This is a genomic window from Arthrobacter terrae (assembly GCF_015708085.1).
GTDB lineage: Bacteria > Actinomycetota > Actinomycetes > Actinomycetales > Micrococcaceae > Arthrobacter_M > Arthrobacter_M terrae.
The window spans coordinates 26,363-41,151 of the sequence record NZ_JADNYM010000006.1 but is presented as its reverse complement, the minus strand read 5'-3'; the positions used below and the strand labels follow the sequence as shown (position 1 = coordinate 41,151).

17 protein-coding genes are annotated in these 14,789 nt (G+C 63.1%); 10 read left to right on the top strand and 7 right to left on the bottom strand.

What is annotated here, in order from left to right:
• The first annotated feature begins 11 nt into the window (after positions 1-11).
• The 7 genes from IV500_RS05545 to IV500_RS05515 all read left to right on the top strand — a co-directional run bounded on the left by IV500_RS05545 (position 12) and on the right by IV500_RS05515 (position 6,406).
• Complete coding sequence (locus IV500_RS05545; protein WP_196395840.1) at positions 12-1,151, top strand: MoxR family ATPase; 1,140 nt, start codon at positions 12-14, stop codon at positions 1,149-1,151.
• 213 nt (positions 1,152-1,364) lie between these two features.
• Positions 1,365-1,940, top strand: coding sequence for a hypothetical protein (locus IV500_RS05540; protein ID WP_196395839.1), 576 nt, complete (start codon positions 1,365-1,367; stop codon positions 1,938-1,940).
• A gap of 10 nt (positions 1,941-1,950) precedes the next feature.
• Positions 1,951-2,163: a hypothetical protein gene (locus tag IV500_RS05535; RefSeq protein ID WP_196395838.1), complete on the top strand. Its 213-nt coding sequence runs from the start codon at positions 1,951-1,953 to the stop codon at positions 2,161-2,163.
• Positions 2,164-2,340: 177 nt separating this feature from the next.
• On the top strand, positions 2,341-3,555 hold the full coding sequence (locus IV500_RS05530) for a hypothetical protein (RefSeq protein WP_196396008.1): 1,215 nt from the start codon (positions 2,341-2,343) through the stop codon (positions 3,553-3,555).
• Positions 3,556-3,674: 119 nt separating this feature from the next.
• On the top strand, positions 3,675-4,865 hold the full coding sequence (locus IV500_RS05525) for a fibronectin type III domain-containing protein (protein ID WP_196395837.1): 1,191 nt from the start codon (positions 3,675-3,677) through the stop codon (positions 4,863-4,865).
• Positions 4,866-5,052: 187 nt separating this feature from the next.
• Complete coding sequence (locus IV500_RS05520) at positions 5,053-5,829, top strand: deoxynucleotide monophosphate kinase family protein (RefSeq protein WP_196395836.1); 777 nt, start codon at positions 5,053-5,055, stop codon at positions 5,827-5,829.
• Between the two features lie 49 nt (positions 5,830-5,878).
• On the top strand, positions 5,879-6,406 hold the full coding sequence (locus IV500_RS05515; RefSeq protein WP_196395835.1) for a hypothetical protein: 528 nt from the start codon (positions 5,879-5,881) through the stop codon (positions 6,404-6,406).
• Positions 6,407-6,511: 105 nt separating this feature from the next.
• On the opposite strand, the gene IV500_RS05510 is transcribed toward IV500_RS05515, so the two are convergent.
• The 5 genes from IV500_RS05510 to IV500_RS05490 form a co-directional block, all read right to left on the bottom strand.
• A complete protein-coding gene (locus IV500_RS05510; RefSeq protein WP_196395834.1) occupies positions 6,512-7,240 on the bottom strand; it encodes a hypothetical protein in 729 nt (242 codons plus the stop codon).
• On the bottom strand, positions 7,240-8,973 hold the full coding sequence (locus tag IV500_RS05505; RefSeq protein WP_196395833.1) for an RCC1 domain-containing protein: 1,734 nt from the start codon (positions 8,971-8,973) through the stop codon (positions 7,240-7,242). Before IV500_RS05505 ends, IV500_RS05510 begins: the two co-directional genes overlap by 1 nt.
• The gene (locus tag IV500_RS05500) at positions 8,970-9,674 is read right to left on the bottom strand and encodes a hypothetical protein (protein WP_196395832.1); all 705 of its coding nucleotides are present in this window, start codon (positions 9,672-9,674) and stop codon (positions 8,970-8,972) included. The genes IV500_RS05505 and IV500_RS05500 overlap by 4 nt, the downstream gene beginning before the upstream one ends.
• Before the next feature lie 327 nt (positions 9,675-10,001).
• The gene (locus tag IV500_RS05495) at positions 10,002-10,829 is read right to left on the bottom strand and encodes a hypothetical protein (RefSeq protein WP_196395831.1); all 828 of its coding nucleotides are present in this window, start codon (positions 10,827-10,829) and stop codon (positions 10,002-10,004) included.
• A 39-nt stretch (positions 10,830-10,868) separates the two neighbouring features.
• Positions 10,869-11,789 carry a hypothetical protein gene (locus IV500_RS05490; RefSeq protein ID WP_312875839.1) on the bottom strand — a complete coding sequence of 307 codons (921 nt, stop codon included), beginning with the start codon at positions 11,787-11,789 and terminating at the stop codon, positions 10,869-10,871.
• 193 nt (positions 11,790-11,982) lie between these two features.
• On the opposite strand from IV500_RS05490, the gene IV500_RS05485 reads away from it, so the two are divergent.
• Positions 11,983-12,852, top strand: coding sequence for a hypothetical protein (locus tag IV500_RS05485; protein ID WP_196395830.1), 870 nt, complete (start codon positions 11,983-11,985; stop codon positions 12,850-12,852).
• A 4-nt stretch (positions 12,853-12,856) separates the two neighbouring features.
• Here the strand turns inward: IV500_RS05485 and IV500_RS05480 are convergent, their stop codons facing one another.
• Entirely contained in the window at positions 12,857-13,078 is a 222-nt protein-coding gene (locus tag IV500_RS05480; RefSeq protein WP_196395829.1) for a hypothetical protein, read from the bottom strand.
• 104 nt (positions 13,079-13,182) lie between these two features.
• On the opposite strand from IV500_RS05480, the gene IV500_RS05475 reads away from it, so the two are divergent.
• Both IV500_RS05475 and IV500_RS05470 read left to right on the top strand, forming a co-directional pair.
• Positions 13,183-13,590 carry a hypothetical protein gene (locus IV500_RS05475; RefSeq protein WP_196395828.1) on the top strand — a complete coding sequence of 136 codons (408 nt, stop codon included), beginning with the start codon at positions 13,183-13,185 and terminating at the stop codon, positions 13,588-13,590.
• A 133-nt stretch (positions 13,591-13,723) separates the two neighbouring features.
• Positions 13,724-13,885, top strand: coding sequence for a hypothetical protein (locus tag IV500_RS05470; protein WP_196395827.1), 162 nt, complete (start codon positions 13,724-13,726; stop codon positions 13,883-13,885).
• 63 nt (positions 13,886-13,948) lie between these two features.
• Here the strand turns inward: IV500_RS05470 and IV500_RS05465 are convergent, their stop codons facing one another.
• On the bottom strand, positions 13,949-14,635 hold the full coding sequence (locus IV500_RS05465; protein ID WP_196395826.1) for a prepilin peptidase: 687 nt from the start codon (positions 14,633-14,635) through the stop codon (positions 13,949-13,951).
• Between the last annotated feature and the right edge of the window lie 154 nt (positions 14,636-14,789).

Here is a 14,789-nt window from a genome sequence, read left to right as displayed (position 1 = left end):
AGGAGAACATCATGGCTACGATCAACACTTTCCCCGGCTCCCCGTTCCAGCGCGCCCTTGCCGCTGGCGTCCAGGCCAACGTCCCGACCGGTGTCATCGGTGAGCCCGGCCAGGGCAAGACCACAACGATGGAATCCTCAACGTCCGGCTGGGGCCGTCACTGCGAAACCGTGATCGGTTCCAACCGTGAAGCAACCGACTTCCTGGGCGTGATGATCGAAGATGAGGGTGCCATCAAGTACTCCTCCTTCCAGTGGGTCCAGAACCTGAACAACGCCGCGAAGGGTCTGCTCCTGCTCGACGAGTTCAACACGTCAGCACCGTCCACGATGAAGGGCATGCTCCGTGTCGTGCAGGAACGCTACGTCGGTGACACGAAGCTCAAAGACTCCGTCTCCATTGTGGCGCTGATGAACCCGATCGAAACCGCTGTGGACGCCTATGACCTTCCGGCCCCGATGGCTAACCGCATGATGCACCTCAAGTGGGTTTTCGACACGAACAACTGGCTCGAAAACGTTGCCACCGGTTTCCAGAACATGAACCCGATCCCGCTGGCGGATATACTGGCCGCTGACCCGGTCTCCCGCAAGGCTGCTGTTGCCGCCGCCGTGACCACGTTCCTTAAGGTCAACTCCAAGTTCATGACCCCGGCGGTGCCGACGGACCCGATCAAGGCCGGTGGCGCGTGGCCGTCCCCGCGCTCCTGGACGAACGTCATCAACGTCCTGGCCCACCTGGACCGATACGACGATGAAGCCGCGTTCCTGGTCGTGGAGGGCCTTGTCGGTGAGGGTGCAGCGACCGAATATTTCAAGTGGCTGGCTGCTGCCGATCTGCATGACCCGCGCGAAGTAATTGACGGGACCGTATCGGTGGACTGGAAGAATGAGCGCGCCGACCGCCTGTTCGCCCTCGTGCAGGGTGTGACGGCGCTGGGCCTCTCCGGTGATGGCGAACTGTGGCGCAAGGCCGCTATCGTCCTCGCCAAGTGCGCTGAGGGTGGCAAGCCGGATGTGGCGTTCCCTTCCGCGCAGAAGCTCGCGAACAACCTGCCCAAGGGCGTGAAGGGTTTGCCGCAGCGCTTCGCGGACGCTTTCATGGAACTGTTCGGCAACACCAAGTACAAGGTGGCCGTCGCCGCCAAGTAGGCTCGAACGGCTAGGGCCGGGACCTTCCCATTGCGGAGGGTCCCGGCTTTTCGCGTCCCCGGAAGGTACCCAAGGGCATCCACCGTCAACCATCGGGTTAACCCGGGCGGTAATCCTATAGTTGTTATCAATCCGTTATATTCATCACACTTGAGCGTAGGCTGAAGGGGTACGCCAAGCAAGATCAGAGAACCACCAGTATCTGGAGGAACGATGAACAAGCTCAGCAGACTACTCGTAGGGGCCGCGGTAAGCGCAACCCTTGTCGCAGGCGGCGGCGGAATAGCCCAAGCGGCAACCCTTGCCCCCCAAGCTTCGGCTTCGGAGCAAACCTCGTCCCCAAGCACGGCGACACAAGCCGACATTGAAACCATGGTCACCGGCCTACAGTCATCTAACCTTCCCCGGACCGAGAGCGGGGCAACGACGACCTACACCCTGGACTCCGGAGTGAAGCTGGACGTTGTGAAAACACCTGCAGCGGCCGTCATCGAAGGCATGCAGGTCCGTCCTGACTGGTACGCCACATGGAAGGAGCCCGCCACCCTCTGGCTCTACCTCAACTACACCGAGCAGGGCATAGTGGCCGGCGGTGGTAGTGCCGCAATTGCAGCGTCTGTGTGCGCCAGCGGCATCGGTACGGTCGGGTGTGTGGCAGCCTCAGCTGTTATGGCGGGTGTAACGGTGTGGATATTGGAGAATGGGCGGTGCCCCGTAACACTGGCAGTACCGGTGATTACTCCCCGGTACTTCTGGATGCCCATCACCACCAAACACTGCGAAGGGTAAAGTGGACGCAATGAGGGAACGTCTGCAAATCTGGATCTTTGCGCTACGCGTAGTGGTGGTTGGCATGTTCGCGCTCTGGTTCATCCTGGCCGAGGTGTTCCACCAGAACATCAGCATGCCGCTGTGGATCGTCTTTGTGGTGATTGTATTCTCGTGCATAGCGGTCCAAGGAGCGCTTAGCAACAAGCGCAGGAAACTTCAGCACAAGGGTGGCCTGCCCTAGCGGGAGCGCTAAACGCCACAGGCGGCATGTAATACGTCGCCTGTGGTTCGTACACGCGGTGCCGCGGATCTGAAGATCTGACGAGTACGAGCCGCTACCGCCGGGACACGCGTACACCAGAACAAAAAGTCGGTGAGCAGCTGTCACTTCGGTGCCGCAGCCGCACACAGGCTAAGTATGAGCAACGATCCCACACCCCGTCAGCCTAAAGGCATCCCCGTCGGCGGACAGTACGCCGCATACGCACACGCCGAGCCCGGGGCCGTCCTGGCTGTTGCCCGGCACCGCCAGGCCATGGCTATTCGGCGCGACCTGCTGCGCACCCATGGATTTGTCCCCGCAGCCACCATGCAGGCGATGAACGCACCCACCACGACCGAGCACCGTGAGGAATGGTGGAACCGTAACTTCGTCGCCGCCGAGTACCGTGCCGAAGGCAAGTCGTACCCGCAGATGCCCGACGACGACACCCCATCCATGCACACCGGTCAGGCCATGTCAGGTAAGCGGCGCACGCACCGGATGAACTACGGCAACGAGGACATCCAGCTGCGCATGCCGTCCGCAACGGCCATCCGCCGCTTCTCCGGCGACAACGGCAACCCCACCTTTGATGTGCCGGTGTCCGTGGCGCTGAAGGGCGGCGCCCCCGTCCAGGGCTGGGTACGTGTCACCAAGAGCGGTCCGCATTCCTGGGAGACCACCACACTGGGCGGTAACGGCGGCCCCGCCGGCGAGCAGGTCGCCGAAGCCGTTGCGGCCGTCCTGGAATCCCGCCGCGTGACCATGGCCCTGGCAAGGGTCCCGGATCTGCTGGCGGCACGCAAAGCCCGGGAGGCAGCGAAGGGCGCCGAACTGTCCCCGGTTTCCTCGTCCTGGATTGATGAAGTCGGCTTCGACGAGAACACGAACACGATGGCCACCCGGATCGGTAACAAGCTGTACGGCCACAAAGTCTCCAAGCAGTTCTTCGAAGCCGTGAAAGTCTCGGAGCGTCCCGGCCAGGTCTTCAACAAGCTCGTCCGCGCCCACCAGCGGGCAGCTGTCGTCCAGTGCGGCAAATGCCTCCGCTTCACCTCTGCACTGGTGGCCCACACCTGCCCGACCGGCCACAAGCCGGAATCCGGTATCGGTCAGGGACACGTGGAACGCGCCCGTATGCGCGCCGAAGCAGTGGCCTCCTCCCGATCCGCCGGGGTGAGCCCGGTCGTGAATGTCGCTCCCGCTCCGGCGCCGGTGAACACAGCCCCATCCCGGAACGCCCAACCGGTCCCAACCAGGAAGACCGGCCTGCCCGCTGCCCGCCGGGTGGACGTGCACGCTCCGGCACCGACCGTGCCGGAAAAAAATGACCCGGCTAGCCCCCGCTATCTGGATCCCGAGGCGTTCTAGCAGCACAACGAAAAACGGCCGTTTCCCTCTGAGGGTGAACGGCCGTTTTTGCGCGCTCTGACGCTTCTATGGGTGACCTGCTATTCCGCTTTGCACCAGCCCATGAAGGGACTTCTCCCATGAATCCACACCCGATCCCGCCCTCCATTCGTTTAAGCAGCCTGCCGCGTGTCGTCAGCACTTTTCGCAGTGAATCCGGCGCCTTCGACCTGCCGTCGATCCTGACAGGCGTCGTTGTTGTGGGTGTCCTGACTGCGGGAGTGCTCACCTCAGTCTTCGGGGTCATCCCGTTCGCCCAGGATAAGGGCGCCATGCAGGACCTCGCCGCCGTCCGCACGGCCGAAGGGGTCGCCAAAGCGAAAGACTCCGCCTTCGTCACCAGCAGTTCCCTGGTCTGGTCGTCGTATCTTCCCGCTTCCGACAAGATCGCCGCGGAGACTGACGCTGGTGGCTCCTGCTACACAGCTGTGGCACTTTCAGGCAGCGGCAGACTGTTCTACGCCGAGAGCACCTCCCCGTCGGCGCGGGAGCTGACCAACTCCGAAATGCCAGCATGCGTCTCGGATACTGTACTGCGCTCCCTCATCGACCGGGCAGGAGGAGACAGCAGCAGTCGACCACAGGTGGTACCGGCCGCTCCGGTCCTGGCGGCCCAGCTGGGCTCCGACAACTGGTCCCACGTGTCATGGACAGAAGCGGACCGGGCCACCAGCTACCGTGTGGAAAGCAATGACGGTCGGGGCTGGACAACTGTCGCCGACACCACCAATCTGAGAAATTCCCCTGCTTTCCTCTTCGAGGGCGACACCTTCAAGTACCGGGTTTACGCTCGCAACCCTTCCGGCGAGTCGCCGGCAAGCAACACCGTCACCGTTCACAGAACCGGGAGCATCAATGTCTTCGCGAACAGCACCTTCGATCAGGGCGAGGAAGGGTGGACAATAACGGGTCCCCACACCATAGCGCCCGAAGCGTGGCTTGGCGGTTTCGGCAACGTTGTCTCTGCACAGCGCGGGAGCACCGTCACAATCAGCCAGTCAGTTGCCGCTTCCGTGGGGGAGAGTATGCATGCGTCCGTCATGGTTGAGTCACAAACCGATGACACGCACTTGTACATGCGCTTCCTGGATTCTTCCGGGGCGGAGATCACCGGCGGTACCCAGGACACCTTCATTGCCAAGGGCTCCATGCACGCCATAAATACCCCTGAAGTAACGGCACCGGCAGGAACTGCGAGGGTAACCGTGACCATGGTGACAGGTGTGAACACCGCCATGACGGACAACTTCCAACTGTTCATCTGGCGCTAGCAAGCTGCAGCCGGGGAACGGCAAAGACCGGGAGAATGCATCTCAAAAGTGCGCACTCCCGGCCTTTGCCGTTCCTGAACGGCCAAGCACCGCCGCCCTGCACGCAGCTAGCTCACCCGAAGTGACACCCGCAGCCGACCGGGCCGCATAGGGGTCAGTGACAGCAGAACAGGGCACGGAAGGCATCATGAAAATCACAGGAATCCACGGATTCGCCCATACCGGCAAGGACACCGCCGGCGCGCACCTTATCGACAACCACGGCTACACCCGTTACGGCTGCGCGGACCCCGTCAAGGAGCACGCGTACCTTCTGGACGTCCGGCTCAACGGTACGATCACGCTGAGCATGCTGTTGGACCGGCTTGACCATGACTGGGACAAGGCCGAGAACCACCGCGTTTACGGGCCCGAGATCAAACGGACCCTGGCCGCCTACCGGGACCAGCTCGTTCACAGCGTGTTCGGCCATTTCGACCGCAGCGCTGACGAGCTCCGCGAGGATCTGCTGACCCTGGATCCGTTCCTGGACGGTGACGTCTCCATGCGGACCCTGCTGGATTCTGTGGTCGGTGACTGGGAGTCCGCGAAGTACCACCGCTTCCACGGCACCGAAGTCCGCCGGCACCTGCAGATCTACGCTACGGAGGTCTGCCGCGACAATTTCGGCCAGGACATCTGGGTGCAGCTGCTGGCCCGCCGCATCGCCGAGGAACGCCCCGCAGCTGTTGTCATCACTGACGTCCGGTTCAACGAGGAAGCCGCCTGGATCACCGCCAACGGCGGCACCATCGTCGAGATCACCCGTCCCGGCATCGCCGCCGTCAACGGCCATATTTCCGAGGCCGGCATCAGCCGGAGGTACATCGCGCACACGATCAGCAATCACGGAACGGTTGACGACCTGTATGACGCCCTCGATGATGCGCTGGAACTGACACCCGCCGTCCTGGCCGCAGCATAGAGCCTCCCAGAAGCTCAGCCCCGAACGTTTATCAAGGAGAATTATCACTATGGCATCTATCATCATCGACGGCGCGCTGCCCGAGACCCTGCCGGTCCGGGAAGACGGCACCCAGTTCCCGTTCGCCCTGGCCTGGGAGGACCGCGCCATCCTGGCCGAAACCCGCACTGAGCTGACCGCTGAGCTCATCGACGGCTACGCCGAGCTGCCTGAGACGGAAGAAGGGGATACGGATGCCCTGTACGCCCGCTACCGGACCGCCGTGCAGATCGCGAACACCCTCCAGCAGGTCCTGGCAGCCAACGCCACCGAGGAAGGCACCTTCGACCCGTCCACGCAATCTGAGGACGTCCTGACCACCATTTTCACCGACCGGTCCGAGAAGATCGACGAGATCACCGAATGGACCAACAAGGACGTCCCCCTGGTGCTGGTCGCCACCGAGTACGCACCATACAGCACTGCGACCAAGCCGACCGGTAACGTCCTGTGGGTCGACCCGTTCACCGAAACGACCTTCCTGAGCACCCTCTCAGAGCTCGGTCTCGTGGAACTGTTCGTCAACGAGCAGAGCTAGATCCACCAAGTTCGACACAGAAGCCCCGGCCGCTCCATGCAGCCGGGGCTTCTCGCTGTGCTTCGTCAGGGGCTGACTGCCAGGAAATCTCCGCGGCGGACCTGTCTAGGGCAGGGCAGTGAGGTCTCCTTCGGGGACGAAATGCGAAGGCGCGTCCGCTGCTGTCTGGATAATGCTGAGGTTGTCAGCCGTCTGGGCGAAACGATAAGAAGTTTTCCGGTCGGTGGAGCTCGCCACGGCGGTGTTGAGGGCGACCTCGGACAAGTTCGCGGACTCCCACGCTTTGGCGGTGACCCCGGCCGGGACAGCTGAAGGTCCTGCCACGGTGGCGGTGCCGGCAGTGTAGGTCAGGTCGCGGCCGCCGGTATTGGCGTATGTGAAGGCACTGGCCGGGTCGGCGTCGCTGATGAACGTCTGCACGGACGGCGCGGTAGGCGTTCCTGAGCACCGTACCGGGTTCACTGTGGCGTCCGTGGTGGGGTAGCTGACGACGCTGACGCCGACAGCGGTCTTACCTTCGTCGCCGGGGCTGATTGTCCAGGTCGCGACCCGGCATGCCCCTGCCCGGCCGGGTACGGTGAGTTCCACCTTTTTATTGTCGGTGGCGGTGATGGAGGAAGCCCACAGGATGTCGGAGCGCAGCGTTGAATCGGCCATCGCTGCTTCGCTGGTGACATCGGATTTTTCGGTGACAACCTTCTGGAACAGGGCAATGCCCAGGACGCCGGCAGCGATGGCACCGATGACGACCATCATGATGATGGAGCCGATGATGGTGGAGATCATGAAGTCACCGGACTCGTTGCGGAGGTGCTGTCGTGCACGGCGGAGCATTATTTGCCGCCTTTCAGGTATCCGGTGAACGGGGGCGGGGAAAGGTCTTTGCGCGCTGCCGGCAGGGGTGCGTTAGTCGGCGTGAACGCACCGTTTCCGGTCTGTCCGGCGTCGTTGCGGCCCCAGCATGATGTTTCGCTCCGGGCGTCAGTGACACAGGAGAACGCAGCGCCCGCGGAGAGGCTTCTGAGGCCCTTGAAAGCTCCCAGCGAAGCCGGGGAGGTGACGGGCGTTGTAGTGCCTTCCTGGGCCTGTCCGAGGTTGTTTTCGCCCCAGCATTTTGCTGCGCCGTCGGTGACTATGGCACAGAACGACTTGCCGTTGTTCGTGGCTGGAGTGATGGCTGAATATTCCGTTCCCGGATCAACTGCGGCAGGGTCCTTCGTGGAGGTCATCGACCCGATGCCGAGCTGGCCTGCCGAGTTGTCACCCCAGCACCAGGTGTGGCTGGAGCTGTCGATTCCGCAGACTGCGGACGGAGAAACCGTCAAAGCTTTGAAGTCGTGGTCTCCGGTAACTGCCGTCGGGACCAGGGAGTCGGTGGTGGTGCCGTTCCCGAGCTGGCCGGCGCCGTTGGTGCCCCAGCACCACGCTTTGGAGCCGGTGTCGATGGCGCAAAGTACGGAGGGCGTATCGGTGCGCACCTCGTTGGCGGTTTGGATATGCGTGTACGTGCGGCCGCCGGCGACCTCGACGGGGGTGCCTTTGCCGGGGGCTGGGTCAGTCCCGGTCCGGCCGGTGGCTGCCGTTGCCCAGCAGAAGACCTTCCCGCCTGTCTCGAGTCCGCACGCGGTGCTGGCGTCCATGGTCAGGGTGGTGAAGTCGTGACTTCCAAGGACAGCGGCCGGGTCTGGCGCTGGGTCGGATGTTCCGTTGCCGGGGTTGGCGCCCCAGCACCAGGTCTTCTTGTCGGTGTCGATCCCACAGGTCGTGGTCGGCCCGGTGAAGAGGGCGGTGAATTTGTGGTCCCCGGTCGGGGCAACGGGGGTGGAGGAGCTGGTGCCGATGGTGGTGGCGCCGGTCCCGAGCTGACCGGCGGTGTTATCTCCCCAGCACCAGGCCTTACCGTCAGTGTCGAGCCCGCAGAACGTGTCGCCGGTGGCACCTGTCAGGGCGGTGAATTTTGCGGTGCCGTGCACTTTGACGGGCACAGAACGGTTCGTTGTGGTGCCGTCGCCGAGCTGTCCGTGGTCGTTGGCGCCCCAGCACCAGGCAGTCTTGTCGGCATCGATTGCGCAGCTCGAGTTACCGCGGGAGATGAGGCTGGTGAACCTGTACGGGGTGGTGTCCTTCTGACTGGCCCAGACCGGGTTACCCAGGTCGTCGTAGCCGGTGATCATGTTCGGGCTGATCTGGCGGAGCGTCTGGATCCTGGTCGAAGGTGCTTTGTCACCGACTTTGCCTTCGACGGTGACGCTGCGGACGCCGTCAGCGTCGGTGGTGCCGGTGATCTGGGAGCAGATGACCCCGACGCAGCTCTGGCCCGTGGGAGCGGCTATGCCGTGAACGACCGCGTTCAGGTAGGCGTCCTGCTGCTGGGAGGAGCCCGCATTGACGGCGCTCTGATTGTTCATGATCGTCGTCGTGCCCAGGGACGCGATGACGGCGGCAACCACGGTGAGAATCATCAGGGCGGTGAAGACCGTGAAGGCTACGGACGCGGCGACGGAGCCGCGCTCATTACGGAGCTGTCCAGCTGCAACGTGTTTGAGCCGGCGAAGGATAGGTGTCATTTCGGGGCCTCGTAAATCATGATGCTGGCGGGATCGAGGACGGCAGGGCCGGCGGCCTTTTCTTTCGGGCTCACATACAGAAGTGCCGTACCGCGCAAAAAACGGGTAATTTTCGCGAGGATCTCATCACGGACCAGACCCAGACTGGTGAGCTCAGTGTCCGAACTCGCATGGGTGTAAAGGTGGCTCAGACGCGCGCCGCCGAGTTCGGCGAAGTAGAGGATGGCGTCTTTCAAGCTGGAGTGCAGGTGTTCGGGCGCGGATGGTGCCAGTACCTTGTATGTCAGATCAGCGGCGTCATGGACTGATACGGCGGCCTGCTCGGCCGGAGGGATGGTGGAATCGAATATCGCGTCGTCGGTGAGCTCGACCCGGAAGTAGGCACCGGCAGCGGAGAGCATCTCCCGTTTGAGCATCTGGGACAGGTACGCCCACGGGTCGTCTGCCCGCAGGACGTACGCGTAGACGAAATCCTGGCGAAGGACCATGAACGCGGTGTTGGCGACATCGGCGGGCTCGTAGTGGACGCCGAATTTGTGCTGGAGCGATGCGGCCAGCGGGGATCCGACCCGTATGCTGATCTCGTTGTACAGCCAACGGCCTTCGGCGGTGCTCCACCAGGTGCCGTATGCCGGATCGGACATTGGCATGGATGCCAGGACCTGCAGCAGCTCTGTGGATTCGCTCGTGACAGGCGGCATGAGACCCGGTGTGGTTGCGACGGACAATTCATTCCCTTCAGCAGTGTTTTTGCGACCATCCCTCCGGCCCATCAAGAAACATGCGTAGATTTTTGATCGTCGCTATCCGGGCGTGATCAGATTTGCGCGGCCGCCGACTTCTACGTTGTGGACGCTATATTTCGGGACACACTGTCAGGTGGCTGGCTGGCGGGAAATCTGCTGTCCACTGACGGCCAGCGGGTACGAGCCGCGACGGCTAAAGGTTTTGGGCGGTCCGTTCTGGGCATGAAAAATCCCGGTCGGTGTCGTGGGGACTCCGACCGGGAACCGGTGGTTCATGCGGTGTTATCTCCGCTTCAGAGCCCTGTGCTGGCCTGACATGTAGCCGCCGCGGACAAGGCGTTTCCGGATGGTTTCCCAGTTGTGACCGGTCGCCTGTTCGAGTTCATTGCGGTTCGCCCCGAGCAGGTACCAGGCGCCCAGCAATGCCAGATATCGGGTGGTTTCCGCGGCGTGGACGGTATCGTCAGTCCAAGCGTGTTCCTCTAGCCTCTGCAGCTCCGCGACGTCCTCATCCGGGACCTGCACCAGGGGGAGGGTGGGTCGACTCGCACGCCAAAGTGTTTGTTCGTCCCGGTGTGGGGCGACGGGAAAAGCGGGGGCGTGCCCTTCCCCGTAGCGGTCCTGCTGGGCAACGAATTTGAAGACGGCTTTCGGGTGCGAGCCGAGGGCATGCGCCAGAGAGTAGGCGTCCCATCCGGCGTGTGAGGCGCTGTGCAGAGCTGCGAAGTAGTCGGCAACGGCGGTGCTGATTCCCGAAGGGGTCCGTTCCGCGGGGTCCGCTTCCACTGCCGCCGCAAGGCAGTTTTTCAGGGTCTTTCTGATGTCGGGGTCGAGCTCGCGCAATGGTATGACGTCCAGGCGCTTGGGCCGGGGCGGAACGGCGATACCCGAGGGCACAGGAACGTCGTCAGGCAGGTCAAGGATGGCGAGCCGGATGTATTCATGGGAGACTCCGTTGGCTTTCCCCAGTTGCCGGTAGGTCCAGCCTGCTTCATGAAAGTCGCGCAGCGCGGCGCCGAAAAGGATCCGGCTGGCGCTGTCGTCGTGGGCTTTGATCCTGAGTTCGGAGAGCTGTGCCCAGGGATCGGTCGCCATATGCGGATTTATCATGGCTAACACCTTTCTCTGTGGGGCATGATGAACGCCACGTTACACGCTGGAACGATCTGTCAACTGAGAGACGGGATTCTGCTGGGGCCAGCCAGGCAGCGGTGTTGGGGTGTAGGGAGCCATGCTGGGGGGCGTCTGAGCGTAGCCGTGGCGCAGTGCCCGGGCCCGGGCGCTGCCGGGGCGGTAACCGCAGGCGGTGTCCAGTTCCAGCCAGGAGACATTGTCATTTTTGAGGCTGATGAGCAGGGCGCTGAGCTCCTCGGAGGCGAGCCGGTCCTCCAGGGACACCTCCAACTCGCGGACCTTCTCCGGGCGGGGACTGGAGCCGAGGCGTTTACCGACGTTTTTGGTGGCCCGTTTGGCCCGCTCGGCGAGGCGGGCCAGGCGCTCAGTTTCTGTGTCAGCCAGTGGCCGCGTCGCCCGTGGGGGCGGGCTTTTCCGATCTTTGAGCACACGGGTGAACTCTGTGAAAGGCGGGGCCGGTTCTGCACTGACATCCAGGTCGATCTCGGCGATCTGGCGGAGCCGTTCACTGCTGGCACCGACAATGGCTGCCAAGGCGGTGTACGGCCAGCCGGCGTTATGGTGCGCGGACCGGATAGTGGCTATCAGGGTACGTTCGGTGCGGATCCGGCGCAGGCTGACTTCGTCCTCGTACCTGCGGAAGGCGGCGACCGCGGCAGCCGGGAACACCGCTCCGGGCTCAAACCTTCGTATCCGGTACGACGCGGTTGCGGGGAAAGCGGCGACCCTGTCAGTACGGAGCCGGGACAGGCCCAATGCTGATGCTGTGCTGCGCCGGGACCAACCGGCTGCGTCCGCGGCGCGGATCACGATGGCTAGCCGGCCGTTCGCCCACGGGTCGTGGGGATCCAGTGCCTGCCGGAAAGCGGCGTAGGAAGCTGCCAGCGTTTCCGCCTGGGACGCAGGCATCGGGACGTGGTCTTTCGGTTTTGCCACAACGGCCCCTGCCCGTATCTGCTGAAAGTATCCACTTACTGTATGCCACCAATATTTTGACGACAAACGGCAGTACCCAAGCAAGTATCTGCGGCCGATTAACGAGTAGCCTATTTTCTGGTTTTCCGACCCGGTCCACATTAGATTCTGTTCAGCGGCCAGTCACGGCTGCGCGAACAGGCATGGAGCTGTGATGGGGCGTTCTACAAAGAAACTGAAGACCGGGCTGGCCGTTGCCGCTGTACTGTCGCTGGCCGCCTGCGCCCAAAGTCCTGCCGCATCGTCAGGGCTAACGCAGGTTCCGATGAACACTACTGCCGCTCCGAGCCAGGTGGTAACCGTGGCAGCGCCGAGCCCCGAACCGACCACTGAGCAGCCCCTGGCCTCGCCGGCGCCGGCTGCGTCTCAGGCGCCGCAGGCTCCCTCCGGCGTCGGTCCGTCAGGCAGTTTTGTCTCCAAGATCAAAGACGTTGACGGTTATACGTTCGATCTGGACGTCACCGTAAACACCAGCAACTTGGGCGAAACGGTCGCCAATGACAAACCCGGCTTCATGAGCGCCCTGTTCACGCTGGGACTGAAAATGCAGCTGGTCAACACCACCCCCGGCCGGACGATTGCCTTCAAAGGCGTAGACATGGTCTCCAAACCGGTCGGCAACCCCAAGTTCCTGGTCAGCGCGTTATGGAAGGGGGACAGCCCCGTCTGCGCTCCCGTAGCGGCGGCTCAGAACAAGGCGCCAGAGGCCTGCGCGATTCTTCTGGGTTACGGTGACGCCGACACCCCTACTGCGGTCGGAGCCACCAGCACCTTGAAGACTTTCAAAGGTGACCAGAGCGGTAACCTCACTGCCGGTATGGCCGCGTTCCCCGAAAAAGACTGGCCGGCCATCAAAGCAGCCATGGCTGAACCGGCGGCCTTCATGGTGTCCTACGACGGAGGTGATTACCAGCGCTTCGACTGCCCGATGCACCAAAAACTGGGAAAAATGGTGGGGGCGAGCGTTCCGGAGTACGAGTGCGGCGCAGTGGAGCCTGAACTCGTACAGCTTCCGGAGAGCTAAAGCGTCAAGCGGCGAGCAGTAGAGGTTGTACCTGCGGGTCGGTGATGCCGGCAAGGACGCCGCGGGCGTTCAGCGCATCGAGGATGCCGCGGGAGATTTCCCGGCGGCGGGCACCGTTCAGCCGGGCCAGGGCCGGGGTGCGCATCAGTTCCAGCTCGACAGCCAGCAGCGCATCTTCCAGAGTCGCCTCGCGCGCGGGCGCACCTGCAGGGGTCGTGGTGGTCATGGCGTCCACGCTACGTGAGAGACCGCGGCGGCCGAAGAAAACGGCCGCCGGCGCACGAGGCGCATAGGGCTAGGCATGAAGCAGGAATTTTCCGGAGCCCGGGCATGATCCCGGCTCCCGTACCGGTCTTTCCGGTCGCAGCCATCCTGGTGGCCGTGGCGGGGGTCTTTTTCTATGCCGCCTTCCTGGCCGGCAGGGGAACCGCGCGCTCGGACCGGGGGACGAAAGCATGGCGCCGTACCCTGATGACTGCCGCCGTCGCAGCCCTGCTGGGTATCGTCTCATCGACGTTGCTGGTGAACATCCTCGCCACCCATGACCGGAACTACAACGTGGCCATCTGGTCGTTGCTGGCCAAAGAGTACGGTGTCCAGTCGGCGATCGCGGAACAGGGGTTTGTGGGCGGTGTGCCGTTCGCGGCCATCGTCAACGGCGAAAGCGTCGAGTGCACGGTGACCCTTCCGCAGTCTGTGGTCTGCGGCGGGGAGACGCTGCACGCCCGTGGCAGCTGACCTGGCGATGTCTACGCATGTTCCTTGGCAGAGGCATGCACCGGATCGGTTCCTGCCGATAGCAGGTACAACGTTTTGCACACCTAACACCAGGCCCGGTCTACAACCGGACCTCCGAACAAATGGAGAAACCATGGATCGCCTTCGCAGTGAATGGGCCAACACGTCCACCAAGAGCCGCATCATCCTCGGGGTCATCCTCGGCGTTGCCCTGATTTTCATGGCGCTGTCCGTGACGGGTGTCATCGACTTTTCCCCCGTCCAGACGGGGATTACGCCCACCAAAAAGGGCTAAAGCATCCCGAGTCAAAGGCCCCGCCCGGAATTCCAGGCGGGGCCTTTGCACACTCCAGCTGCGTCAATGAAACAGCGACCCGCGGCTGATCGGTACGAGCACGTTCGGCAGCAGCAGGATCAACAGGGCGCCGGCGACCATGTAGGGCCCGAACGCGAACTCGTGTTTTCGCCGTCCGGCGAACAGTAACGGCAGCGCAACCAGCCCGCCCAGGATCATCGGGAGTATCAGGGCGCCGAGAGCCGCGGCGTAGCCGGATTCAAGTCCGCAGACCAGAGCGAGCAGCCCGCCAAGTTTCACATCCCCGAACCCGAGCCCTCCGGTGAAGAACGCGATCAGCCACAAAATGACGAACACAGCGGTCATCGAGATGACCGCGGTCAGCGCCGCTGTGGGGGTGATGGCCCCGACGGCCACGCCGGCGGCGACAGCCAGGCCGAGAGCAGGGTACAAAGGCAGCACAATGGCGTCGGGCAGCCGGTAGGTTTTCCAGTCGATCACTGCCAGGAACACCAGTACGGCGGAGAACAGCCCGATCATGAAGGCCACCAGCGGTCCTCGGCCTGAGTTCACCGACACGCCCAGCAGGCCGGCGCCAAGTGCAACACCCATAGTGGGCAGGCCTGTCTCAATGGTCAGTATGGACGGCAGCCATGGTTCGTCGATGTCTGCGATGATCTTGACGTCATCGTCTTCCGGCTCCATAGTGTCCGGCATCGGTGTGCCCGCAGGTGTGGTCTGGACGGTCAAGGGAGCTCCTCTGGCAGTGGCGCGCCGGAGGCTTCCGGAACGCTCCATGGTGGTAACGCAGCGTTGGCGGTAAATCTCTCAACTGTTACACTAAGGGTGCCGGTGTCTGTGCCGGCCAGATGAGCGCCGGAACAAGATCCGGCAGGAAAAGAGC